Raw genomic sequence first — 15,369 nt, 5'->3', positions numbered from 1 at the left:
CAGGAAACAGTACAACCACGATCTGCCGTGAGACGCTAGACAATGAATGTCTCATGTGCCACTCTCGGTGTATGGAGCGCGAAGACAAGATCACCCTCACCGAGCGACTGATCGCACACGTCGACAACAACAGCACCGACTACGCGGACGACCTGCTTCGAGTGCCGTTCTCGGTGTTCAACGACCCCGAACTCGCCGAACGCGAGCGCACGGTGGTCCGGCGGCTGCCGCACATCGTCGCCCACGTCGACGAGCTGAAGAAGGCGGGCGACTTCGTCACGACCGAACTGATCGGCACGCCGCTACTGGTGGTCAAGCAGACGGACGGCAGCGTCAAGGCCTTCTCCAACGTCTGCAGGCACCGGGGCTCGAAGGTGGAGTTCGAGGAAGCCGGCTGCAAGCGCGTCTTCAGCTGCCCTTATCACAACTGGGCGTACGGCCGCGGGGGAGATCTGCGGGGAATGCCGCACGCGGAAGGCTTCGACGGCATGGACCGCTCGCAGTACGGGCTCGTCGAATTTCCCTGCGAGGTGCGGCACGGCCTGGTCTGGGTGGTTCCGACGGTCGGCGCCGAACTCGACATCGCCGCGATTCTCGGGGACAAGCACGACGCGGAGGTGACGGACACCGGCATGGCCGAGTCGTTCCAGGTGCGCAAGGAGACCTGGAAACTCGACATGAACTGGAAGATCGCCGTCGACGGCGTCCAGGACTCGTACCACCTGTGCCAGTTGCACACCAAGACCGTGTGCAACTACCTCGAGGGCAACATCACGGCCTACGACCTGGTCGACCGTTCGTGGCGAATCGTCGTGGCCCGCAAGTCGATCACCGAGGTTCGCGGCGCAGACCCCGACTCGTTCGACGTCCGGGACTACTCCCTCGCGAACTACACGATCTACCCGGGCACGATGCTCGTGACCGAACCCAACCACTTCGAGATCTGGACGATCGTGCCCGACACCGAAGATCCCAACGTGTCGTACTGCACCATTCGCCTTCTGTCCCCGAAGGAACCCGAGACTCCGCGCGAGAAGCGGATTCTGGACAAGAACTGGGAACTCCTCATGGAGACCCTGCACGCCGAGGACTGGTTCGTCACGAAGACGATCACGGCCAACGCGGCGCACGGTCAGGTCGACGAGCTGATATACGGACGCAACGAGCTTCCCGGTCAGGTGTTCCACAAGATGATCACCCGTGATGCCGAGGAGGTCGCTCGGCAGGAGGCCGCAGTCGGCGGTGTGCAGTGACGGCGGGCGACCTGCGCCGATCGTCGCCCGCACCCGGGGTGCTGCAACTCGACCTCGCGCGGCCCGATGTGCACAACGCGATCACCCTCGGCCTGCAGCGTGAACTCGATGCCGCGCTCGCCGAAGCTGCGGACGACCCGGACGTCCGGGTGGTGCTGCTGACGGGGGAGGGTACCGCCGCGTTCTCCGCGGGATACGACCTGAAGGAACTCCGGGCGTTGACGGCGGACGCTTCCGCCCTCAGCCTGCTCGAACGGGACGAACTGCTGTGGAGATACTTCACGTTCCCCAAACCCACCGTCGCCGCAGTCCAGGGCATGGCCTACGGCGCGGGCACCCTGCTGGCGGTGTGTTCCGATCTGCGCGTGGGAGGTCCCGGCACCCGCATCACCGTCACCGCGGCGAAGTACGGCGGCGCCAACCTCACGTGGGTGCTCGACCACCTGATCGGCGCCGGGCTCGCCCGCGATCTGCTGATGACGTCGCGGGAAGTCACCGGTGAGGAGGCCCACCGGATGGGGCTCGTCTCCCGGTACGCGGCCGACGGCGACGTGCTCGGCGCCGCGCTCGAGGCGGCCGGGGAGATCGCCGCGCAGCCGCCCGAGTCGATGCGCGAGATCAAGACTCTGCTGCTCGACGGGCCGGGACGCGACCTGCGGTCCCGGTACGACCGGGAGAACGTCGTGTCGCGCACGACGCTTCGGCCCCGTCCGGTCGAGGAGATGTTCGGCTCGTACTTCGGACGGCGCGCCCGGTGACCCGCGTCTCGACTCCCGGCGACATCTGGAGTCCCAGCTGGGACGACCCGTTCGAACCGACCGCGGACGCCGACGACGAGTTCGCGGAACTGACCGACGCCCTGCGGTCGGTACAGGAGGCCGTCACCCGCAGCCGTCCGACGCCCGACGCGGCTAGTTGCGCGGCGCGTACGCTCCGCGACCTCGGAGCACGACTGGCGGAGTTCGAGGTCGGCGAGGACGATCAGATCGCCGGCCGGCGCTGGGACCTTCCCGGCCGAGCGCAGGCTCTGACGCCGGCCCTCCACGTCGACGAGGTGACCGCGACCCGGGCGCGGGGGCGCGTCACGGTCGGCAGATTCCATTCCGGGCGCTACGCGATGAACGGCGGCGTGACGCCGCTGATCTTCGACGAGATTCTTGCGCGCCTCGCCAACAGCTCCGGCAGGCACTGGGCGCGCACGGCGTACCTGCACGTCAACTACCGAGCCCCCGCGCCGCTCGGCGTCGAATTGCGCGTCGAAGCGGAGTTGGCCGGGCAGGAGGGCCGCAAGCGATTCCTGCGCGGCGCGATGTATCACGGCGACCTTCTCGTCGCCGACGTCGACGGACTCTGGATCGAACTGAAACCGGAACAGACACAGAATGTCTCGCTGGCCGTCGGCCGGGGAGCAGAGGAGGGTTCATGAGTGGGTACTCGCTGCTGGACGGCGTTCGGATCCTCGAGGTAGCGCAGCTGGCGCCGTCGTCGCTCGGCGGGCATCTCGCCGATCTGGGTGCGGACGTGATCAAGATCGAATCCGGTCCGCTCGGGGATCCGGTGCGCATCGGCGGCAGCCGTGCCGTCGGAGGCGAGGACGGGCCTGCCTTCATGCACCTGCGATGGAATCGCGGAAAGCGCAGCGTCGCACTCGATCTGCGCACACCCGAGGGCAAGCAGGCGTTCCTCGACCTCGCGCGGTCGTGCGACGCGGTCATCGAGGGCATGCGGGGCGGGTACCTCGACTGGCTCGGGATCGGCTACGAGCAACTGCGACAGGTGAATCCGAAGATCGTGCTGTGCACGGTGTCGGGCATGGGCACCGACGGCCCGTACCGTGTTCTCGGCACCGGTGGTCCGGTGTTCGACGCGTACGCGGGTCTCCGCGAGGTCGGCACTCCCGCGGAGCCGCCGACCGAGGGGATGGCGGGATCCACGACGCCGCCGATCGCGATGTACGCGCTCGGCGCATACGGGGCGATGGGCCTGCTCGCCGCGCTGCACAAAGCCGGCGCCACCGGCACCGGCTGCCACGTCGAGGTGGCGGGCATCGACGTCGCCGCCGCGTGGATGCCGGACCTCGTGGACGCGGAGTTGAACAGGGGCCGCTCGATTCCCCGGCCGACCTGGCTGCCGGACGGGCGGCTGCCCGACTGGCCACGGCTCGAGGCCTACCGCACCAGCGACGGCGAGGCGATCCTGTTCGGGTCGCACGTGGAGAAGTTCTGGCACAACTTCCTGGCCGCGGTCGGGCGTGACGACCTGATCGGCGTCGACCTCACGGGCACGGATGACGGAGCCCCCGCCCGCGCGGACCTGGTGTGGCGGGCGCTGACGGCGATCTTCGCGCAGCGCACCCGCGCCGAGTGGGTGCAGCTGTTCCTCGAACACGGCATCGCGGGAGGCCCGGTCAACAGCGTGGCCGACATGCTCGACGACCCGCACTTCCGGGCGCGGGACAACACCTACCGGGTCGACTACCCCGGAGTCGGCGAACTCGAGTTCGTGGTCAGCCCCGTGCGCGTCGCCGGGGAGAAGTTCGCGCCGGCGCTGCCACCGGTCGTGGGCGCGGACACCACGGAGGTGCTGCGGACGGTGGCACGGTACGACACAGCGCGGATCGCGGTGGCGACCGACCCGGCGAGCCCCCGGCGCGAGGCCCCGTCCGCCGGCTGACCGCGCGCACTCCGCAGAAGCGACACCCACGCGAAAACAGTTGTGTGGGTGTCGTTTTCGTGCAAAAAACCGGTTGTGCCGGGTGTCCGAAATTTCCGAATCCAACATTGCATCATTCGCCTACAGCTGTTAGGTTTACGGCACACGAAGTGAGGGTGGTCACACCCGGCTGACGAGCACGAGGAGCACAGATGAATCTCGCGGACCTGACCCGGTTCTGGGGTAAAACACGTTCGCAGCAGCAGGCCATCGTGTTCGGGGACACGTCGCAGACCTGGGCCGAGGTCGACGCGATCACCGACGCGCTCGCCCGCGGCCTGGCCGCCCGGGGCGTTCGCAAGGGAGACCGGGTGGCGGTGATGATGCTCAATCGCCCCGAACTCGCCCACATCATCCTCGCGACCCTCAAGCTCGGCGCGATCAGCGTGCCGCTGAACTTCCGGCTCACCGCCAAGGAACTGGCGCCGATGGTGCTCGACTCGGCGCCGCGCGTGGTGATCGTCGAGGACGGTTTCGCGTCGCTGCTCGAGGTCGCCGCCGAGCAGGCGGAGTTCGAGACCTACGCGATCGGGGGCAGTGACCATCCGCCGTACGAGCGGCTGATCGACCCCGGGACCGCGCCCGTCGTCGCCATCGACGCCGACGACGCCGGCTTCATCTGCTACACCTCGGGGACCACCGGCGTGCAGAAGGGCGCCCTGATCACCCACCGCAACGCGATGACCCCCGGCATCTCGCAGTCGATCACGTTCGGCTTCTCGTCCCGCGACCGGGTGCTGTGCTCCGCCCCGCTGGTGTACACCGGTTCGATCCTCTCGATCTTCATGCAACTCGTCGTCGTGCCCGGCGCAACGATGGTCCTGCTGCGCGAATACGACCCGGAGATCGCCCTCGACACGTTCGAGCGTGAGCAGATCACGGCAACCACCACCGTCCCCGTGATCTGGGAACGGATGACGATGCTGCCCGACTTCGGCACCCGCACGCTCGCGAAGTTCACGTTCGCCGGCACCGGTGGCGCACCCGTCAGCCTGGACCTGCTCGACTTCTACCGCTCGCACGGCATCCCGCTCACCCAGTGCTACGGCCTCACCGAGGCGTCCGGCATGGTCTCGACGCTCGCCTACGAGGACGCCCTGTCCCGTCCCGGCTTCGCCGGGCTGCCGCTGGTCGGCACCCACATCCGGATCGGTGATCCGGGAGTCGACACCCCGGCTGGGGAGGTCGGCGAGATCCTGGTCCGCGGCGAGCACGTGCTGCGGGAGTACTGGAACAAGCCCGAGGCCACCGCGGCGACCCTCGGCGACGGGTGGCTGCGCACCGGCGACCTCGGCATGCAGGACGAGGGCGGATTCCTGAAGATCGTCGACCGCAGCAAGGACATGCTGATTTCCGGGGGCCTCAACGTCTACCCCGCCGAGATCGAGAAGGCGCTGCACGGCATCGACGGCCTGGTCGATCTCGCGGTCATCGGCGTCAAGGACGACCGCTGGGGTGAGGTGCCGATGGTGGTGTTCCACAGCGAGCGCCCCGCCGCCGAGATCGTCGCCGACATCGCCGAGGTCGCCGGCGAGAACCTGGCGAAGTTCAAGCGTCCCAAGCACGCCGTCGCGCTGGGCGAGCCCCTGCCGCGCACGTTCTCCGGCAAGCTCGCGAAACCGTCTCTGCGCCAGCGCTTCCCCGAGGTGCCCGCCGACGCACTCGCCGTCGACGGCACCGTCACCCCTGTCTAGCAAGACCCATCCAGTTCGAGGCTTCATCCCCGCGGTTCCCCCCTTCGAGAGGAATGCACGTCGTGGCCCCAACTCGTGAAGTCGACATCTCCCAACTCATCGACGCCGCACCGGTGTCTGCCCTACAGAAGCGTGCCATCGCGTTGTGCCTGGCGCTCGCAATCCTCGACGGCATGGACGCCCAGCTGATCGGATTCGCGATTCCCGCGCTGTCCGAGGACTGGGGCCTGTCCAAGGCCTCGTTCGGGCTGCTGCTGGCGCTCAGCAGCGGCGCGATGGTCGTCGGCAGCCTGCTGTTCGGTCCCGTGGCCGACCGCTGGGGCCGGCGACGGGTGATCCTGCTGTGCACCGTGCTGTTCGCGGTGTTCACCCTCGCGTGCGCGTTCGCGCCGTCGATGGGAGTGCTGATCGTGCTGCGCATCCTCGCCGGGATCGGGCTCGGCGGCGTCACCCCGAACCTGATCGCGCTGACCAGTGAGTACAGCCCCGCGCGCAGCCGCTCCACCCTGGTCACCATCGTCGTCGCGGGAATGTCGCTGGGCGGCTTCCTCGGCGGACTCGCTGCCGCTCAACTGATCCCGGCGTACGGCTGGCAGTCGATCTTCGTGGCCGGTGGCGTCCTCCCGCTGATCGTGGCCGCGTTCGCGTGGGCGGGGCTACCGGAGTCGGGCAAGTTCCTCGCCTCCCGCGGTGATCACGCCGGTGCCGCGAAGATTCTCTCGGCGATCGCCCCGCAGGCGGGCATCACCGGATCGGTGACGTTCACCGTGGACGCAACCGTGGCCACCAAATCGCCCATCCGGGAACTCTTCGCCGGTGGCCGGGCGCTGGACACGGTCCTGCTGTGGGTCGTGTTCGTCATCAACTTCCTGGTCATCTACTTCCTGTTCGGGTGGATGCCGTCGCTGTTCAGCCAGGCCGGGCAGAGCCCCTCCCACGCGATCCTCGCGGCGGCGCTGTTCAACCTCGGCGGCATGGCGGGCGCGCTGTCCATCGGGTGGATCACCGACCGCGTCGGCACCGCGTGGCGCCGGTCCCGGGGTTCGGACGCCGCGTATGCGGTGGTGATGGCCGGCTACACACTCGGCGCCCTGTTCATCGGCGTCGTCGCGATGTTCCTGGCGAACTCCACCCTGCTGCTGATCACGATCTGCATCGTCGGATTCGGGATGTCCGGCAGTTCGGCGGGCATCATCGCGATCGCGGCGTCGATCTACCCGGTCGCGGCACGCTCGACCGGCATCGGCTGGGCCATGGGAATCGGACGGGTCGGGTCCATCGCCGGGCCCACCCTCGGCGCCGCCCTGATCGCGGCCGGGATGGATGCCCGCACGATCTTCCTGCTGATGATCGTGCCGACGGCCGTCGCCGTCCTCACGCTCGGTGCGCTGTTCGTGCGGGAACGGCTGCGCGGGCGCACCGTCGTCGGGGCCGCGGAGTCGACCGCCGTCACCGCCGAGGCGCACTGAGCCATGCGATCCGTCACGTCGAGGGCCACCTCGTACTGCAGGCTGTGCGCCTCCTCGTGCGGGGTCCTGCTCGACATCGAGGACGGGCGGATCGCGCGGGTGCTCGGCGATGCCCACCATCCGATCTCCGGCGGCTACACCTGCCCGAAGGGGCGCCGCGGCGGCGACCTCGTCCACGGGCCGGACCGGCTCACCACCTCGATGCGCCGCACCGCCCCAGGCACCCACGAGCCGGTGCCGGTGGCGCGGGCGGTCACCGACATCGCGGACCGGCTGCGCGCCATCGTCGGCCGGCACGGACCGGACTCGGTCGCGCTGTTCATGGGGACGCAGCAGAACTTCGCCGCACTCACCCCACCGATGGCCCGGGCCTGGTTCCGGGGCACCGGCTCGCACAAGTTGTTCTCCACGATGACCATCGACCAGTCCGCGAAATGGGTTGTCGCCGAACGGATGGGGACGTACGTCGGCGGCCGGCAGCGGTTCGAGGACGCCGACGTGTGGTTGCTCGCGGGCACCAACCCCGTCGTCTCCGGCAACGGCGGCGACGGGGACGGCGCGGTGGTGCAGAACCCGTCCGTCACCCTGAGGGCGGCGCGGGAACGGGGCCTGCGGCTCATCGTCGTCGACCCGCGACGCACCGAGACCGCGGCGCTCGCCGACATCCACCTGGCGCCCCGGCCGGGCACGGACGCAGTGCTGTTCGCGGGCCTCCTGCACGTCGTCCTCACCGAGCGCCTCCACGACGCCGGCTTCTGCCACCGGTACACGGCCGACCTGGCCGTGCTCGCCGACGCCGTCGCCGGCGTGACCCCCGGCGTCGTGCAGCGGATCTGCGGTATTCCCGCAGACCGGATCCGCGACGCGGCACGGGTGTTCGCAGGCGCGGCACGGGGCATGGCGACCAGCGGCACCGGGTTGTGCATGGGTCCGCACTCGAACCTCGCGGAACACCTCGTCGCGGCACTGAACGTGGTGTGCGGCCGGTATCTGCGCGAGGGGGAGCGGGCCGACGACCGCGCCGTCCTGACCCGGCACCAACCGGCGCGCGCGGAGGTCGCCCCGGCCACCCGGGCATTCGAGCACGGATTCCGCAGCCGGATCGGTGGGGTCCGGGCGATACGCGGCGAACTTCCGTCCGGCATCCTCGCCGACGAGATCCTCGAACCCGGCCCCGACCGGGTGCGGGCGCTGATCGTCTCCGGCGGCAACCCGGCGGCGGCGCTGCCCGATCGCGGGAAAGCGTTGCGCGCGATGCGATCACTGGACCTGCTGGTGTGCGTCGACCCGCGCATGTCGGACACCGCGCGGCTCGCCGACTACGTGATCGCGCCGACCACGATGTACGAGCGCGCCGATCACACCGCGATCATGGAGCCGTTCTTCCCGCAGCCGTTCGCGCAGTACACCCCCGCGGTCGTGACCGCGCCGCCCGGAGTCGTCGACGACTGGCGATTCTTCCTCGACCTCGCCGCCGCCTCCGGGCAGCCCGCCAAGTTCGCCGGCCGCATCCTCGACCCCGCCGCGCCACCGACCTCCGAGCAGATGCTGGCCATGATGGCCGAGCGGGGGCGCATCCCGTTCGCGGACCTGGTCGGCGCCCCGCACGGACACCTCGCCGGACGCAGTGGCGCCGTCGTGGGTTCGGCGGCCGAGGAGAATGCCGGGCACCGCCTGACGCTGATGCCCGAGGACGTGCGCGCCGAACTGCGCGCAGCGCTGACGGACAGGGCTGTCGCAGCACAGTTTCCGCTCCTGTTGACGGTGCGGCGGATCCGGGAGGCCGTCAACTCCACCGGTACCCGCGTGCCGGGACTCGTTCCCGGTGGCGCCAACCCCGCGAGTGTGCACCCGGACGACCTCGCCGCCGTGGGCATCGCCGACGGGCAGGCGGTGATCGTGCGCTCGGCGTCCGGGCACCTGCGTGCGACCGCGCGGGCGGACGCCACCCTGGCCCGCGGCACCGTGTCGATGACGCACTGCTTCGGAAGCGTCGACCCGCGCGACGACGTCGGAGTCAACGTGAACGCGCTGACCGGAACCGGCGACGGCGTCCAGTCGATCAACGCGATGCCCACCATGACCGCGGTTCCCGTCGCGGTCGAGCCCACCACCATCGAACAGGACGTGTGATGACGACGGCAGAACCGATCGCCGGGCACCGGATCTGCCCGCTGTGCGAGTCGACCTGCGGGCTGCTGGTCGAATTCGACGGTCGCGCCATCACGAGGGTCGCGCCGAACCCGGACGACGTGACGAGCGCCGGGCACAGTTGCGCGAAGGGACTCGGTCTCGGCCGCATCGAGGGCGACCCGGACCGGATCCGGACCCCGCTCCTGCGCACCGCGGACGGTGGGTTCCGCGAGGCCGGCTGGGACGAGGCGTTCGCCGAGATCGAGCGTCGGCTACCGGAGTTCGTCACCGGTGACCCGGGCAGCTGCGCCGTCTACCACGGGAATCCGGCCGCTCACCACCTGGATTCGACGTTCTACCTGGGTGAGCTGATCGGTGCGGTCGGTACCCGGAACATCTACTCGCCGGCCAGCGTCGACACCTGGCCGAAGAACCTCGCGCACATGCTGCTGTACGGCACCGGGCTCGGGATGAGCCTGCCTGACCTCGACCGCACCGACTACCTGCTGATCCTCGGCTCGAACCCGATGGTCTCCAACGGCAGCACCGTCACCGCGCCCGGCATGCACCACCGCCTGCAGGCGTTGCGCGAGCGGGGTGGCACCCTCGTCGTGGTGGATCCGGTCCGCACCCGCACCGCCGAGGTCGCGGATCTGCACGTGCCGATCCGGCCCGGGACCGACGCCCTGTTCCTGCTCGGGGTGCTGTCCGTCATCGCGTCCGAGGGGCTGTCCCGACCCGATCGGGTGCCTGCGGTGGTGGACGGCCTGGACGCCGCTCTGGCGATGGCGGCGGGCTTCGACCCCCACGCCGTCGCCGCCGCGTGCGGGATCGACGCCGATATGATCCGCGCGGTCGCGCGGGGGTTCGCGGGCGCGCCTGCAGCGGTGGCGCATTCACGGATCGGGACGTGCATGCAGGAGTTCGGCACCCTCGCGAACTGGCTCGTCGAGGTGCTCACCACCGTCACCGGCAACCTGGACCGGCCCGGAGGGGCGATGTTCGCGCTGCCGCCGGCCGGCGGGCAGAACACCTGGCCGGTGACCAGACCGCCGAAGCTGATGTTCGACCGGTGGCGTTCGCGAGTGCGGGGGCTGCCGGAGGCGATGGGGGAGTTGCCCGCGGTGTGCTTCGCCGAGGAGATCCTCACGCCCGGACCGGGCCGTACCCGGGCACTGATCACCCTCGCCGGGAACCCGGCCCGCTCCCTGCCCAACAGCGGGGCGATCGAGCAGGCCCTCGGCGCCCTCGACTTCATGGTGTCGGTGGACTGCTACCTCAACGAGACCACCCGCCACGCCGACGTGATCCTGCCGCCGCCACCGCTGGCGACCCGCGGCCACCACGACGTGACACTGGCGCACTTCCAGATCCGGAACGTCGCGCGGTACACCCCACCCCTGCTCGACCTCGCCGATAATGAGCTGGCGGAATGGCAGATCCTGCTGCGGATCGCCGCGATCGCCAAGGGGACCCCGCACCGTCCGGTCGAGGAGATGGACGACGACGTGGCCGCCGTCGCCGCCCGGCGCGCCGCGAAACTCGCCGGCTGCGAGGTGGAACAGGCACTCCACGCCGTCGCCGGCCGCCGCGGCCCACAGCGACTGCTGGACCTGCGCCTGCGCAGCGGACCCTACGGCGATCGTTTCGGGCTCGACCCGGACGGGCTGACTCTCGCACTGCTGGAGGCCAACCCGGACGGCATCGACTACGGGTCGCTGACACCGCGCGTCCCGGAGGTGCTGCGCACCCCGGACGGGCGGATCGACCTGATGCCGGAGATGATCGTCGCGGATCTGCCGCGGGTGCGGGCGAGCATGACCCGGGCCACCCCGGATCTGCTGCTGATCAACCGGCGTCAGCGTCGGGGCATGAATTCGTGGCTGCACAATGCCCTGCCCCAACCGGACGGCGGCCAGTGCGCCCTGCTGATCAGCCCACGCGATGCGGCCGAGCGCGGCCTGGTCGGCGGCGACCGGGTGGCGGTGACATCCAAGGTCACCACCGTGACGGCCGAACTGCGAATCGACGACGCGTTGCGTCCCGGTGTGGTGAGCATGCCGCACGGATGGGGCCACGACGGGCCGGGCCTGCGGACATCCCGGTCGGCGTCGGTGCCCGGCAGCAACTACAACGCCCTGGTGGACGACACCACCGACCTCGAGGCGCTGACGGCGTCCCCGATCTTCAACGGCGTCCCGGTCACCGTGACGCGCACCAGCGAGGAGCATCCCTGATGGCGTACGTGGTCACCCAGAACTGCTGCAACGACGCGACCTGTGTCGCGGTCTGCCCCGTCGACTGCATCCACCCGACTCCCGCCGAGCGGGAGTACACGCGCACCGAGATGCTGTACATCGACCCGGGCACCTGCATCGACTGCGGCGCCTGCTCCGATGTGTGCCCGGTGGACGCGATCGTCCCGGGCGACGCGACCGCGCCGGACATCGACCGGTACCGCGACATCAACGCCGAGTACTTCCAGCGGAATCCACGCAGTGCCCCGCCCGGTGCGCACGTGCAGCCACTTCCGCTGGCCCTCGCGACCACCGGCGTCACCCATCCCCCTGCGCTGCGGGTGGCGATCGTCGGATCCGGACCGTCCGCGTTCTACGCCGCCGAGGAACTGCTGGCCCGCCGCGACATCACCGCCGAGGTCACCATGTTCGAACGGCTGCCCGTCGCAGGTGGACTCGTGCGGTTCGGCGTCGCGCCGGACCACTGGCACACGAAGACGGTGGACCGGGTGTTCGACCGCACCGCGCGACGCGACGGCTTCACCTTCCACCTCGGCGTCGAGGTCGGGCGGGACGTCACGATCGACGAGGTGCTGGCACACCACCACGCGGTGATCCACGCGTCCGGGGCGTCGGGAGACCGGCGCCTCGGCATCCCCGGCGAGGACCTGCCGGGCAGCTACGCCGCCCGGGAGTTCGTCGCCTGGTACAACGGCCACCCCGACCACGCCGAGCGCACGTTCGACCTGTCCGCGAGCCGCGCCGTCGTGGTCGGCAACGGCAACGTCGCCCTGGACGTCGCCCGCATCCTCGTCTCCGATGTGGACACCCTGCGCCGCACCGACATCGCCGACCACGCCCTCGCCGCCCTGGCCGACAGCCGGGTCGAGGAGGTGCTGGTGCTCGGCAGGCGGGGACCCGAGCACGCGGCCTGCACCACGCCGGAACTGCTCGCGCTCGGCTCGCTGCCGGGAATCGACGTCCTTGTCGACGGCCCGGTCACGGCGGGTCCGGACGCACCGGCCAAGCTGCGGATCCTCGCCGACTACTCCCGGCGGAAGGCGACTCCGGGGAACAAACGCATCGTGCTTTGCTTCGGTACCTCCCCACGAGAGGTTCTCGGTGCGGGCCGTGCCGAGTCGCTCCTGGTTGCTCACGGCGACACAGCAGACCGGATCGAGTGCGGTCTGATCCTCCGGGCGGTCGGGTACCGCGGACTGCCGATCGCCGGCCTCCCGTTCGACGAGGCCACAGGAACCGTCGCCAACACCGCGGGCCGCGTCGCGTTGCCGGGCACCGGGGAGACCGTCCGCGGTCACTACGTGGCGGGCTGGATCAAGCGCGGTGCCACCGGTGTGATCGGCACCAATCGCTACTGCGCGGCGGAGACCGTCGAGGCACTCCTCGCCGATCATCGCGCGGGACTGCTCGCCGCCCCCACCGCGGCCGCTGCGGACCTGGCGGCGCTGGTGCGCGAACGCAGGCCCGACGCGCTCGGCGGTGCGGACTGGCGCGCGATCGACCGCTTCGAGCGCGAGCGCGGCCGCGAGGAGGGCAGGCCCCGCATCAAGATCGTCGACGCCCGGGAGGCGGCCGTCGTCGCGGGTGCGGCCGCCCGGTGAGTCCGGACACGGCCCGGGTGCACACGTTCTGCCGCATCTGCGAGCCGGGGTGCGGCCTGCTCGCCGAGGTCCGGGACGGCGAAGTGGTCCGGCTGCAACCGGACCGGGATCATCCCGTGCACAAGGGGTTCTCCTGCCACAAGGGTGTGCACTACCTCCAGGTTCACAACGATCCGGATCGCCTCGACCGGCCGCTGAAGCGGAAAAATCCGCGGAGCGAGGAGCGCGGCGACTTCGAACCCGTCGAGTGGGACGTCGCGGCGCGCGAGATCGCCGACAGGCTCGCGGAAGTGCGGCGCCGGTACGGCCGGGGTGCCCTCGCCGTCTATCAGGGAAACCCGTCGGCGTTCAACGGCGCCTACTACGCGAACGCCGCCACGATCGCACGCGGCTTCGACACAAGGATGCGCTTCAGTGCGGGAACCCAGGACACCTCGGCCAAATATGCTGCGAGTGAGGCGATCTACGGGGCGTCGATGGCACATCCGATCCCTGACCTGCTGCACACCGACTACTTCTTATGCGTCGGCAGCAACCCGCAGGTCTCGCACATGACGCTGATCCACATCTCGGATCCGATGGCCAAGATCCGCGCTGTGAAGAGCCGTGGCGGGACAGTGCTGTTCGTCAATCCGCGCCGCATCGAGTCGTCGTCGCCGGAGACCGGGGACGTGTTGTTGATCAAGCCGGACACCGACTTCTACTTCCTCGCCGGAATCCTGCACGAGATCGTCTTCCGGATCGGGTACGACCGGGCCGAGGTGGAACGTCACGCTCGCCGCGTCGACGAGTTGCTCGACTTCGTCCGGCAGTACCCGGTCGACCGGATCGCCGCGGTCACCGGCATCGAGGCCGACACGATCCGGCGGGTCGCCGACGAGTTCTGCGCGGCACCGAGCGCAAGCGTCTACATGGCGACCGGGGTGAACCAGGGCCGTCAAGGCACCCTGGCCTACTGGATGCTCACGATGGTCAGCCTGTTCTCCGGCAACCTCGGCAGGCGCGGCGGCAACATCTACTCGCGCGGCGTCGCCGACGTGGTGCAGGGCTCGAAGCGTAAACGGGAGGACCCGTTCTACGACGGTCCCTTCGGTGAGATGCGCACCGTCGGCGGCGATCTGCCCGCCGCGCTCCTGCCGGACTTCATCGAGAATCCCGACGACCCGATCCGCGCGCTGATCGTGGTGTCGGGCAACCCGCTGCTGTCGGTCGGCGGCGACGACCGGCTGCGCCGGGCGTTCGAGCAGTTGGACCTGATCGTGACCGTCGATCTGTACCGCACGGTCACCGGTGAGATGGCGGACTATGTTCTGCCCGCCACGGACTGGCTGGAACGGGAGGATGTCAACTTCCTCAACACGATGGGCGTGGCAATGGAGCCGTACGTGCAATACACGCCCGCCGTCGTCCCCGCGAAGGGGGAGCGCCGCAACGACTGGTGGATCCTGTCCCGCATCCAGCAGGCGATGGGCGTCCCGACCCTGCTCGACGACCCCGACCCGAATCCGTTCGCCGCGGTCGACGCGACGATGCGGGAGTCGGGTCTGAGCATCGATCTCCTCGCGACCCTGCCGTGCCAGACCGCGGTGCTGCCGGAGGCCGAACCGTCGCACGTGTTCAGTATCGCGGTCCAGCACGACGACGGCCTGATCGACTGCTGTCCCGCGCTTTTCCAGCGCTCGTACGGGACCGCGGAACGTATCTTCGAGGAGTTGGCCGCGGAGCCCGCCGACCAGCTCAAACTGATCACCCGGCGCACCCACTACATGGTCAACAGCTGGCTGCACAATCTTCCGGTGTTCAAACAGGGGGTCCACCAAAGCAATCCGCTGTGGATGCACCCGGACGACGCGCGGAGCCGGGACCTCGTCGAGGGCGACGACGTCACCGTGCGCAACCGCCACGGCGAGGTCGACGCGATGCTGATCTACGACGACACCCTCCGGCCGGGCGTCGTGGCGATGACCCACGGCTGGGGGCAGCGCTCGGCCCGGGGGCTGGACGTCGCGAGGCGCAACCCGGGTGTGAACGTCAACCGTCTCGCGCCCTCCGGGACGGACGGCTACGACCCGCTGAGCAACCAGTCGCAGCTCACCGGCATCAACGTCGAGGTGGTGCGCCTCCGGCACCCGTGAGTACTTGTTAACCGCCGGACGTTAATAAGTACTCACGGGCGCGAAGCGCAGACCTTGCCGGATTTAACAACAACCTTTAGATTTAGCAGCTGTGACGGGCGGCACAGTCACGGA

At 69.7% G+C, this 15,369-nt stretch carries 10 protein-coding genes; all 10 read left to right on the top strand.

Annotated features, from left to right (window positions below; translation table 11 throughout):
* Positions 1 to 71 precede the first annotated feature (71 nt).
* The 10 genes from I1A62_RS17405 (at position 72) to I1A62_RS17360 (ending at position 15,255) form a co-directional block, all read left to right on the top strand.
* Entirely contained in the window at positions 72 to 1,253 is a 1,182-nt protein-coding gene (locus I1A62_RS17405) for a Rieske 2Fe-2S domain-containing protein (protein ID WP_124395542.1), read from the top strand.
* Entirely contained in the window at positions 1,250 to 2,011 is a 762-nt protein-coding gene (locus tag I1A62_RS17400; RefSeq protein ID WP_219459269.1) for an enoyl-CoA hydratase/isomerase family protein, read from the top strand. The genes I1A62_RS17405 and I1A62_RS17400 overlap by 4 nt, the downstream gene beginning before the upstream one ends.
* Complete coding sequence (locus I1A62_RS17395) at positions 2,008 to 2,679, top strand: PaaI family thioesterase (protein ID WP_219459268.1); 672 nt, start codon at positions 2,008 to 2,010, stop codon at positions 2,677 to 2,679. The genes I1A62_RS17400 and I1A62_RS17395 overlap by 4 nt, the downstream gene beginning before the upstream one ends.
* Positions 2,676 to 3,926, top strand: coding sequence for a CaiB/BaiF CoA-transferase family protein (locus tag I1A62_RS17390; RefSeq protein ID WP_219459267.1), 1,251 nt, complete (start codon positions 2,676 to 2,678; stop codon positions 3,924 to 3,926). The genes I1A62_RS17395 and I1A62_RS17390 overlap by 4 nt, the downstream gene beginning before the upstream one ends.
* Positions 3,927 to 4,117: 191 nt before the next feature.
* Positions 4,118 to 5,659, top strand: a complete 1,542-nt coding sequence (locus I1A62_RS17385) for a class I adenylate-forming enzyme family protein (protein ID WP_219459266.1) — start codon at positions 4,118 to 4,120, stop codon at positions 5,657 to 5,659.
* A 62-nt stretch (positions 5,660 to 5,721) separates the two neighbouring features.
* Positions 5,722 to 7,128 (top strand): MFS transporter, encoded by a 1,407-nt coding sequence (locus tag I1A62_RS17380; RefSeq protein WP_219459265.1) that lies wholly within the window; start codon positions 5,722 to 5,724, stop codon positions 7,126 to 7,128.
* A 3-nt stretch (positions 7,129 to 7,131) separates the two neighbouring features.
* Positions 7,132 to 9,261 carry a molybdopterin-dependent oxidoreductase gene (locus I1A62_RS17375; protein WP_219459264.1) on the top strand — a complete coding sequence of 710 codons (2,130 nt, stop codon included), beginning with the start codon at positions 7,132 to 7,134 and terminating at the stop codon, positions 9,259 to 9,261.
* On the top strand, positions 9,261 to 11,498 hold the full coding sequence (locus I1A62_RS17370) for a molybdopterin-dependent oxidoreductase (RefSeq protein WP_219459263.1): 2,238 nt from the start codon (positions 9,261 to 9,263) through the stop codon (positions 11,496 to 11,498). Before I1A62_RS17375 ends, I1A62_RS17370 begins: the two co-directional genes overlap by 1 nt.
* Positions 11,498 to 13,120, top strand: a complete 1,623-nt coding sequence (locus I1A62_RS17365) for an FAD-dependent oxidoreductase (RefSeq protein ID WP_219459262.1) — start codon at positions 11,498 to 11,500, stop codon at positions 13,118 to 13,120. The genes I1A62_RS17370 and I1A62_RS17365 overlap by 1 nt, the downstream gene beginning before the upstream one ends.
* Entirely contained in the window at positions 13,117 to 15,255 is a 2,139-nt protein-coding gene (locus tag I1A62_RS17360) for a molybdopterin-dependent oxidoreductase (RefSeq protein ID WP_219459261.1), read from the top strand. The genes I1A62_RS17365 and I1A62_RS17360 overlap by 4 nt, the downstream gene beginning before the upstream one ends.
* The last annotated feature ends 114 nt before the right edge of the window (positions 15,256 to 15,369 follow it).

The organism is Rhodococcus sp. USK10, assembly GCF_019378875.1.
Lineage (GTDB): Bacteria > Actinomycetota > Actinomycetes > Mycobacteriales > Mycobacteriaceae > Rhodococcus_F > Rhodococcus_F pseudokoreensis.
The sequence above is the reverse complement of the archived record's forward strand: the minus strand, read 5'-3'. Positions and strand labels throughout refer to the sequence as shown.